Below are 9677 nucleotides of genomic sequence, written 5' to 3' on the forward strand. Positions count from 1 at the left end.
TCATCAGGTCGAATTTAATGACCAGTTCGTATACATATAGAGTATGGCTGAGGCGGCCCCTTTTGTAAAGAGCCACAAATTGCAATAGGAATATAGGATGGAAATCCGTGCTTATGCCTATTGCCGGGCGGGGATCTCGTCCACCCGGAAGGGCTTCGGACGGTTGCCCCCCGCCGAGAACGGGGCCGGGAGGCGGCGGGCGGCGGCCTGGGCGGCAGCTTCGGAGTCGTAGCTCCCGAGGAAGACCTGGTAGCAGGTGCGTCCGCCCCGCATGGTCATGGGCAGGATGAAGAGATCCGGGTCCAGACCCTTGAGCAGGCCGACCGCATGTTGGACCGTGTCGCCCTGGCAGGCGATCTCCAGACGCAGGGACCACTTGCCCCGGAGGCTGGCCCGGTGGGCGGCCCCCTGGCTGAGCGCCTGCTTCCAGTTCCCTTCGCGGATGGTCTTCAGCCGCTCGGCCTTGGAAGGAAGCGCGGTCTTCGGTTCTGCCTTGGCCACGGCCTTGGCCTCGGCTTTGGGCTCGGCTTTGGGCTGGGCCTGTGGGGGAGCCGGGGCCTGGGCGGGGGCCTTGGCGGAAACCGGGGTGGCGGTGGCCGGGGCGACGGCGGCCTGGGCCGAAGCGGCTGGAGGCGCGGCAGATGCCGGAAGGGAAGCCTTCACCGCCTCCCCTGGGGAGGCCTGGGGGCTCGGGCTGGGGGAGAGAGCCCGGTGATCCGGAGTGGATTGGGTCAGGCGGGGCAGGATGATGGGATTCTTCCGATGCCACCACAGACCACCCCACAGGCCCAGGCCCACCAGGAGGATCAGGGCCAGGACCAGGGGGCGGCGATTGGAGGTTTTGGGCCCAATATCTGAAAGATCAGAGATTTCTGTACTGCCGGAGGCCGCCTGGAGGATAGGTACGGCCGGTTCCGGCGGTGTGAAGAGCCGGGAGGCAGGCAGAGGCTCCTCCACCTCGTCTTCGGGTTCCAGCCGGTCGAGGGCCTCGGCCAGGTGCTCCAGGTTGGTGGTGGGATGCTGGCTGGCCTGGATCTCCTCGATGAGCGAGGGGCGGGGTCCCGGGGCAGACACCGGGACAGGCGTGGGGGGGATGAGCGGCACCGGGGACAGCGGAGCGACCGGCGGCAGGTCGAGGGGGAGGGCCAGCACCGGTTCGGGGAGGGTGGCGCCATGGAGCCGGACCCATCCCATCTCACGCAGGTACAGGATGAAGGCACCGAGGCGGAAGGGCTCCACCCCGGATTCCCGGCTCAGCTCCAGCAGGGTCCGGTGGTCGTCCAGGAGGGTGGGGATGCGGACCAGGTCCTGGGGCAGGCTGAGCTCCGCCGGGATCCGTCCCTCCAGGTCCACCACCTGGTCCAGGGGGCCCAGCTCCGCCAGCACCCGCTCCCGGTCCTGGAGGTTCAGCACCCCGCCCAGCAGCATGGCCGGGGTGTCGAAGGGCAGGCGGACCGTGGCCGCGTCCAGGGCCTTGGCCTCGAAGGCCGGAGGCTCGGCGTCCACGGCCATGGCCCCCCAGACCACCCGCTCGACCTGGGCCCGGGCCACGTCCAGCAGGTCTCGCTGGGTGATGAAACCCATCTCGATGAGGTTCCGCCCGATGGACATGGTCGGGTTGAGGTTCGCCATGGCGTAGTCGAGCTGGACCTGGGTGAGCTTGCGGCGCTCCACCAGCAGGTGGGTGAGGCGGTCCAGGGGGTGGGTGCTGGCGGCGAAGACCACGTTCCCCTGCTCGAGGTAGACCGTCCGGCCCGGTTCATGGCCCAGGCGCCACAGGCCGGTGGCCCCCGCCCGGTGCCGGGCGAAGAGGTCCCGGAGGGCCGGAAGGCTCATACAACCACCCAGCGCTCGAGCTTGAGCTTGCCCACCTTCACCAGGAGGGACTGGCCGGAACGCAGCGAGAGGCGCAGGGCCGGATCCCCGGCCTTCTGGCCGTCCAGACTGACGGCCCCCTGGCCGATGAGGCGCTCGGCCTCCTTCCGGCTGGCAGCCAGGCCCCGGTCCACCAGCAGGCGGCTGAGGGGAACCTCGCCATCCGTGGGGGCCACGGCGACTTCGGGGGCCTCCTCCTGGCTCCGCTCGGAGAAGCGGCGCACCCACCGCTCCTCGGCCTCGCGGCCGGCCGCGGCGCCATGGAAATCCGACACGATCTGCCGGGCCAGGGCCTTCTTCGCATCCATGGGATGGCCCCGCTTGAGGGTCTCGATCTCCGCGGGCAGCTTGTCCGTCAGCAGCAGGTACCAGTCCCACATGAGGCTGTCGCTGGCGCTCATGGCCTTGCCGAACTGGGTGTCCGCGTCCTCCATGAAGCCGATGTAGTTGCCCAGGGACTTGGACATCTTCTCCACGCCGTCCAGGCCCAGCAGCAGGGGCACGGTGAGCACCACCTGGGGCTTCTGGCCCGAGGCCTCCTGGAGGATGCGGCCCTGCATCAGGTTGAATAGCTGGTCGTTGCCGCCCAGCTCCACATCCGCCTGGAGGGCCACGGAATCGTAGGCCTGGGTGAGGGGATAGAGCAGCTCGTGGAGCGAGATGGGCTCGCGGGCCTCCATGCGCTTGGCGAAGTCGTTGCGCTCCAGCATCTGGGCCACGGTGAACCGGGAGGCCAGGCGGATCCACTGCTCGCCATGGAGGGGATCCAGCCACTCGCTGTTGAAGCGGATCTTCGTCTTCTCGGGATCGAGGATCTTGAATACCTGGGCCTTGTAGGTTTCGGCGTTGGCCTCGATCTCCTCCCGGGAGAGGGCCGGGCGCGTGGCCTTCTTGCCCGTCGGATCGCCGATGAGGCCCGTGAAGTCGCCGATGAGGAAGGTGACCTCGTGGCCCAGCTTCTGGAACTGCGCCATCTTGCGGATGAGCACGCCGTGGCCCAGGTGCAGGTCCGGGGCCGTGGGATCGAAGCCGGCCTTGATCCGCAAGGGCCGGCCCTCCTTCAGTTTGGCCTCCAGCTGTTCCACCTTGTGGCAGGTCACGGTGCCCTTCGTGAGCAGGGCAAGGGCATCAGATACGGATCCGGAAGCGGCGGTCATGCTTGAATCTTGGCGGAAAACCCGCGGATCCTCAATGCGGAACGGTCCGGGGACACCGGGGGTCCGGTCAGCGGACGTCCACTTCCTGGACGCGGCGGGGCCCCTTGTCCCCGGATTTCCGGGCGCTTTCGAAGGTGACGTAGACGGCGCGGCCGGATTTCGGGCTCCAGCCCACCTCCACCGGCCCACCGAGGTGGTGGTTGATGCGGAGCCCCTGGTGCTCCATGAGGTCCGGCGTCAGGTCCGGGGCCGGGGCCAGGTCCTTCTGCCACCCGGCGGCGGCCTGAAGGAAGGCGGATTCCGTGGGCCAGGTCTTCGCCAGCCCAGGATTCGCCGCGTAGAGGGCGCGGCAGCCCTCGGGCGTGCGGAGCTGGTCCACCACCAGGCGGAAGTCCTCCCAGTCCGGGCGGACCTTGTCCAGGGCGAAGCCCATGACCTGGTTCTTGAGGCCCTCGGGGTCCTTCTTGGCCCGGTTGGCCACATAGGCGACCCCGCCCACGCAGGTGACGAGGGCCACCAGGAAGGCGATGCCGCAGCCCATGAGGACCTTCGCCCAGGTGGGCAGGCCCGCCTTGGCGGGAACCCCGTGCCCGCCGTTGTCCCAGGATGAGTCAGCCATGGAAGGCTCCTAGAGCAGGTTGCTCGCCAGCTCCGCCAGCTTGCTGCGCTCGCCCTTCTGGAGCGTCACATGGCCGGAGATGTCGAGGTGCTTGAAGTGGTCCGCCAGGAAGCTGAGGCCGTTGGTGCTGGCGTCCACGTAGGGGTTGTCGATCTGCTGGGGATCGCCCGTGAAGATGACCTTGGTGCCCTCGCCGGCCCGGGTGAGGATGGTCTTCACCTCGTGGGGCGTGAGGTTCTGGGCTTCGTCCACCACCAGGTACTGCTTGGGGATGCTGCGGCCCCGGATGTAGGTGAGGGGCTCCACGCTGAGGTAGCCCGCCTCCTCCAGCTGGCCGGCGCTCATGGTGCTGCGGCGCCGGGCCTCGGTGTTGGCGGCCACGATGAACTCGAGGTTGTCGTAGATGGGCTGCATGTAGGGACGCAGCTTCTCGCCCACGTCTCCGGGCAGGTAGCCCAGGTCGCGGCCCATGGGCATCACCGGGCGGCTCACCAGGAGCTTGTCGTAGGCTTCGTCGTCCACCACCTGCTGGAGGCCCGCCGCGATGGCCAGCAGGGTCTTGCCCGTGCCCGCCTTGCCCAGCAGGGTGACCACCTGCACCGTGGGATCCAGCAGCAGCTCCATGGCGAACTGCTGCTCGCGGTTGCGGGGCTTGATGCCCCAGGGATAGGCCTCCATGCGCTTCATGGGTCGCAGGAGCCCCTCTCCGGCCATGAAGCGGGCCAGGGCCGTGTGGCTGGGGTTGGACTGGTCCACCAGGGTGAGGAACTGGTTGGGCTGGAGGTTCAGCTTGGGATCCGGCTGGAGGCCGCCGTCGTAGAGCTGGTCCACCTGCGCAGGCTCCACCTCCCAGGACTTGTGGCCGGTGTACAGCTCGTCCATCTCCACCCGGTCCGTGGTGTAGTCCTCGGCCAGGATGCCGATGGCGTCGGCCTTGATGCGGAGGTTGGTGTCCTTGGTGACCAGGACGACCTTTTCCTTGAGGGTGCCCACGAGCTGCTTGGCGCAGGCCAGGATCTGATTGTCGGCCTTGTGCTTGTCCTCGCGCAGTATGCCGATGTCCAGGGGATGATTCTCCACATCCACCTTGAGGGAGCCGCCGCCCTCCAGAGGCACGCCGAGACTGAGGCTGCCGCTGGCCCTGAGCTTGTCCAGCATCCGCGAGACCGTGCGGGCGTTGCGGCCCACCTCGGTCTGGTCCTTCTTGAAGTGATCCACCTCCTCGATGACCACGATGGGCAGCACCACATCGTGTTCCTGGAAGTGGAGGATGGAGTTCGGATCGTGCAGGAGGACGTTCGTATCCAGGACGAAGACTTTCTTGCTGGATGGTGGGACCAAAGAGACCTCCAGGGCTGCCCGCACCCTACCACCAAGCGGCCGGCCTTGCACGGCTGGGATTCCACCGCCCGCTGGTGGGAAAATGGCCCCTCTGGAGACCCCATCATGAGGATCCTTCCCATGGCCCTCGCCATCACCACGGCCCTATCCGCCCAGACTCCTCCGACTTATCCATCCACGCGGAAAGGCGGCGTGGTGGACGACTTCTTCGGCACCAAGGTGGCCGACCCCTACCGCTGGCTGGAAGACGACAACAGCGCCGAGACCAAGGCCTGGGTGGAGGCCCAGAACAAGGTCACCTTCGCCTACCTCGAGCAGATCCCCCAGCGGGCGAAGATCCGGGAGCGCATGACGCGCCTCTGGGATTTCGAGAAGTTCAGCGCCCCCTTCAAGCGGGGCAAGCGCTATTTCTACTCCTACAACACAGGCCTCCAGAACCAGTCCGTGCTCTTCGTGACCGAGGATCCCAAGGCCCAGGGCCGGGTGCTGCTGGACCCCAATACCCTCAGCAAGGACGGCACCGTGGCCCTCAGCGGCGCGAGCTTCACCGAGGACGGCGGCCTGATGGCCTATGCCGTCTCCGTGGCCGGCTCGGACTGGCAGACCTGGAAGGTCCGCGACGTGGCCACCAGCAAGGATCTGCCCGACGAGATCCGCTGGTCCAAGGCGAGCGGCGCCTCCTGGCTGAAAGACGGCAGCGGCTTCTTCTACAGCCGCTACGAGACCCCCAAGGAGGGCGGGGCACTCACGGGCGTGAACAACAACCACCTGCTCTATTTCCACAAGCTGGGCACGGCGCAGTCGGACGACGCGCTCATCTACCAGCGCCCCGACCAGCCCGAGTGGTACATCGGCGGCAGCGTCACCGATGATGGCAGGTGGCTCGTCATCACCGGCAACAAGGGCACCAATCCCGAGACCAGCCTCTTTCTCAAGGACCTGTCGAAGCCCGGATCTCCCGTGGAGCCCTTCCTGGACCGCATGGACGCTTCCTACAGCGTGGTGGACAACGAGGGCGACACCTTCTTCGTGTTGACCAACCAGGGCGCGCCCCGCAACCGCCTGGTGGCCATCCGCAGGGGTCAGGCCGATCCCGCCGCGTGGACTCCGATCATCCCCCAGGCCAAGGGCAGGGAGGTGCTTGAATCCGTGTCCCTGGTGGGCGGACGCTTCGTCGCCACCTGGATGCGGGATGCCCACTCCGCCGTGACGTTCCACGACCTGAAGGGCAAGAAGACGGGCACCCTGGCCCTCCCGACCCTGGGCACGGTCACCGGGTTCAGCGGCCGTCGCCAGGACACGGAGACCTTCTACACCTTCGGCAGCTTCGCCTATCCCGGGACCATCTACCGCCTGGACCTGAAGACCGCCAAGAGCACGGTCTTCCGCGCGCCCAAGGTGGCCTTCAAGCCCGCGGACTACGAGGTGGAACAGGTCTTCTACGCCAGCAAGGACGGCACGAAGGTGCCCATGTTCCTGGTGCACAAGAAGGGCCTCAAGCGTGACGGCCAGAACCCCACGCTGCTCTATGGGTACGGCGGCTTCAACATCTCGCTGACCCCGTCATTCTCTGTGTCCCGCATGGTCTGGCTGGAGATGGGAGGCCTCTACGCCATGCCGAACCTGCGCGGCGGCGGCGAGTACGGCCTGGAGTGGTACGACGCGGGCCGGAAGGACAAGAAGCAGAACGTCTTCGACGACTTCATCGCCGCCGCCGAGTGGCTCATCGCGAACAAGTACACCTCCACGCCGAAGCTGGCCATCAACGGCGGCAGCAACGGCGGCCTGCTGGTGGGCGCCTGCCTCACGCAGCGGCCGGACCTCTTCGGCGCCGCGGTGCCCGAGGTGGGCGTCATGGACATGCTGCGCTTCCACAAGTTCACCCTGGGCTGGGGCTGGAAGAGCGACTACGGCAGCAGCGAGACGAAGGAGGGCTTCGAGACCCTCATGAAGTACTCGCCCCTCCACACCATCAAGCCGGGCACGAAGTATCCGCCCACGCTCGTCACCACCGGCGACCACGACGACCGCGTGGTACCCGCCCACAGCCACAAGTTCACGGCCACCCTCCAGGCCGCCCAGGCGGGTCCGGCGCCCATCCTCACCCGCATCGAGACCAGCGCGGGCCATGGCGCGGGCAAGCCCACGGCCAAGGCCATCGAAGAGCGGGCGGACGTGCTGGCCTTCCTGGCGAAGAACCTGGGCCTGAAGACGCCCTGATTCGCGTTTGACGACATAAACATAGTGATGCGATGTATGCTGGGAACCTCCCCCCTGCCTCCGGAGGTTCCCAGATGACCTGCATCCGATTCCGCGCCTGCGCGCTGGCCCTGGCGGCGACTGCGCTCGTGGCCCAGGCGCCGCTGACCTATCCCGCCACCCGCAAGGCGGACGTGGTGGACGACTACTTCGGCACCAAGGTGGCGGATCCCTACCGCTGGCTGGAGGATGACCACTCCGCCGAGACCGCGGCCTGGGTCGCGGCCCAGAACCGGGTGACCCAGGCCTACCTGGCGCAGATCCCGGAGCGGAAGGCCATCGAGGCCCGCATGACCCGCCTGTGGAACTTCGAGAAGTACGGGGCCCCCAGCAAGCATGGGAAGTACTACACCTACTCCTACAATTCCGGACTCCAGAACCAGGCAGTCATCTACCTCACCGAGCGGTTGGAGGAGAAGGGCCGCGTGCTCTTCGATCCCAATGCCCTCAGCGCTGACGGCACCGTGGCCCTGGGCGGTCTGCGCTTCAGCGAGGACGGCGCCTTCGTGGCCTACAGCCTGTCGAAGGGCGGGTCTGACGTGAGCACCTGGAAGATCCGCAACGTGGCCACGGGCGCGGACCTGCCGGACGCCTTCCCGGCCGGGCGCATGGCCGTGAACAGCTGGGCCAAGGATGGCAGCGGGTTCTACTACACCGACTATCCCAAGGTGGCCGCTGGCAAGGCCCTGACCGCCGTCTACAAGAACCAGAAGCTGTTCTTCCACAAGCTGGGCGATCCCGTGGAGAAGGACGTCGTGGTCTACGCGCGCCCCGACCAGCCCGACTGGGGCTTCGGCGCCCAGGTCACCGACGACGGCCACTGGCTGGTGATCTCCCAGCGCCAGGGCACCGAGCGGAAGAACCGGGTCTTCCTGAAGGACCTCCGCAAGGCGGGCAGCCCCGTGGTGCCTCTGTTCGACCGGTACGACGGCTCCTATTCCATCCTGGGCAACGACGGCGACACCTTCTACGTGCATACCGACGCCGGCGCGCCGCGCCATCGGATCGTGGCCGTGGACCTCAAGGATCCGAAGCCCTCGGCCTGGAAGGACCTCATCCCAGAAGCCAAGGGACGTGACGTGCTTGCGGGCGCGGACCTCTTCGGGAACACCTTCGCGGTCACCTGGAAGGTGGACGCCCTCAATGTGGTGAAGCTCTACGACCTGAAGGGGCGCTTCCTCAAGGAGATCAGGCCCGAAGGGCTGGGCACCCTCGCCGGCTTCAACGGCCGCCGGGAGGACACCGAGACCTTCTACACCTTCACGTCGTACAACCAGCCCCCCACGCTCTTCCGCTACGACTTCAAGGCGGGGAAGAGCACGGTGTTCCGCCAGCCCAAGGTCGACATCAGGCCCGCGGAGTTCGAGGTCAAGGAGGTCTTCTACCCCAGCAAGGACGGCACGAAGGTCCCCATGTTCCTGGCCTACAAGAAGGGCCTGAAGCTGGACGGCGCCAATCCCACGCTGCTCTACGCCTACGGCGGCTTCAACATCGCCCAGGCCCCCGGCTATTCCCCCATCGCCCAGGTGTGGATGGAGATGGGCGGCGTCTACGCCGTGGCCTGCCTCCGCGGCGGCAGCGAGTACGGCAAGGACTGGTGGGAGGCCGGCAAGCGGGAGAAGAAGCAGAACGTCTTCGACGACTTCATCGCCGCCGCCGAGTGGCTCATCAAGGAGAAGTACACCGCCACGCCGAAGCTCGCCATCCAGGGGGGCAGCAACGGCGGGCTGCTGGTGGGCGCCTGCATGGCCCAGAGGCCGGACCTCTTCGGCGCGGCCCTGCCGGCCGTGGGCGTCATGGACATGCTGCGCTACCACACGTTCACCATCGGGTGGATGTGGAAGAGCGACTACATGTCCAGCGACACGCCGGAAGGCTTCGCCAACCTCATCAAGTACTCTCCGCTCCACAACCTGAAGCCCGGCGTGAAGTACCCGCCGACCCTCGTGACCACCGGCGACCACGACGACCGCGTGGTGCCCGCCCACAGCCACAAGTTCATCGCCACCCTCCAGGCCGACCAGGCCGGGCCCGCCCCCGTGCTCACCCGCATCGAGACCAACGCGGGCCACGGCGCCGGCAAGCCCACCGCCAAGCTCATCGCCGAGCGGGCCGACCTGTGGGCCTTCCTGGTCAGGAACCTCCACATGAAGCTGCCCGCCAGCTTCGCCCGGTAGTTGATTCCAGGGCCTTCCCAGGGCAAACTGGGAGGCCAGCGCCAACTTAGCTCAGCTGGTAGAGCAGCTGATTCGTAATCAGCAGGTCGCAGGTTCGAATCCTGTAGTTGGCTCCAAAAAAGGCCCCCATCCGGGGGCCTTTTTTGGAGCCAAGGATTCGAACCTGCGAGTGGGACCGCCCGAGGCGCGACTTGATGTCGCGCCGAAGCGGGACCGGCGACTGGCGAAGCCAGGCGCAGTTCGAATCCC

Annotated in this window: 6 protein-coding genes and 1 tRNA gene; 3 read left to right on the top strand and 4 right to left on the bottom strand. The window is 67.1% G+C overall.

All coding sequences use genetic code 11. The annotated features are described in order from the left end of the window. Positions 1 to 117: 117 nt before the first annotated feature. From G398_RS22000 to G398_RS0111145, 4 genes are all read right to left on the bottom strand, one after another. Positions 118 to 1836, bottom strand: coding sequence for a DUF4388 domain-containing protein (locus G398_RS22000; RefSeq protein ID WP_026853642.1), 1719 nt, complete (start codon positions 1834 to 1836; stop codon positions 118 to 120). Next, positions 1833 to 3032 carry a tyrosine--tRNA ligase gene (tyrS, locus tag G398_RS0111135; protein WP_026853643.1) on the bottom strand — a complete coding sequence of 400 codons (1200 nt, stop codon included), beginning with the start codon at positions 3030 to 3032 and terminating at the stop codon, positions 1833 to 1835. Before tyrS ends, G398_RS22000 begins: the two co-directional genes overlap by 4 nt. A gap of 67 nt (positions 3033 to 3099) precedes the next feature. Further along, on the bottom strand, positions 3100 to 3651 hold the full coding sequence (locus tag G398_RS0111140; protein ID WP_026853644.1) for a hypothetical protein: 552 nt from the start codon (positions 3649 to 3651) through the stop codon (positions 3100 to 3102). Between the two features lie 9 nt (positions 3652 to 3660). Continuing rightward, the gene (locus G398_RS0111145) at positions 3661 to 4992 is read right to left on the bottom strand and encodes a PhoH family protein (RefSeq protein ID WP_043484859.1); all 1332 of its coding nucleotides are present in this window, start codon (positions 4990 to 4992) and stop codon (positions 3661 to 3663) included. Positions 4993 to 5097: 105 nt separating this feature from the next. Here G398_RS0111145 and G398_RS0111150 point away from each other — a divergent pair, with 105 nt between their 5' ends. The 3 genes from G398_RS0111150 (at position 5098) to G398_RS0111160 (ending at position 9544) form a co-directional block, all read left to right on the top strand. Continuing rightward, on the top strand, positions 5098 to 7212 hold the full coding sequence (locus G398_RS0111150) for a prolyl oligopeptidase family serine peptidase (protein WP_211229081.1): 2115 nt from the start codon (positions 5098 to 5100) through the stop codon (positions 7210 to 7212). A gap of 74 nt (positions 7213 to 7286) precedes the next feature. After that, a complete protein-coding gene (locus G398_RS17955; protein WP_084512514.1) occupies positions 7287 to 9428 on the top strand; it encodes a prolyl oligopeptidase family serine peptidase in 2142 nt (713 codons plus the stop codon). A gap of 40 nt (positions 9429 to 9468) precedes the next feature. Continuing rightward, positions 9469 to 9544 (top strand) — tRNA-Thr (locus tag G398_RS0111160). Positions 9545 to 9677 lie beyond the last annotated feature (133 nt).

This window comes from Geothrix fermentans DSM 14018 (assembly GCF_000428885.1).
GTDB lineage: Bacteria > Acidobacteriota > Holophagae > Holophagales > Holophagaceae > Geothrix > Geothrix fermentans.

Coding starts and splice junctions, on each gene's coding strand:
- G398_RS22000 (WP_026853642.1), bottom strand. CDS start 1,836: ATGAGCCTTCCGGCCCTCCGGGACCTCTTCGCCCGGCACCGGGCGGGG.
- tyrS (WP_026853643.1), bottom strand. CDS start 3,032: ATGACCGCCGCTTCCGGATCCGTATCTGATGCCCTTGCCCTGCTCACG.
- G398_RS0111140 (WP_026853644.1), bottom strand. CDS start 3,651: ATGGCTGACTCATCCTGGGACAACGGCGGGCACGGGGTTCCCGCCAAG.
- G398_RS0111150 (WP_211229081.1), top strand. CDS start 5,098: ATGAGGATCCTTCCCATGGCCCTCGCCATCACCACGGCCCTATCCGCC.
- G398_RS17955 (WP_084512514.1), top strand. CDS start 7,287: ATGACCTGCATCCGATTCCGCGCCTGCGCGCTGGCCCTGGCGGCGACT.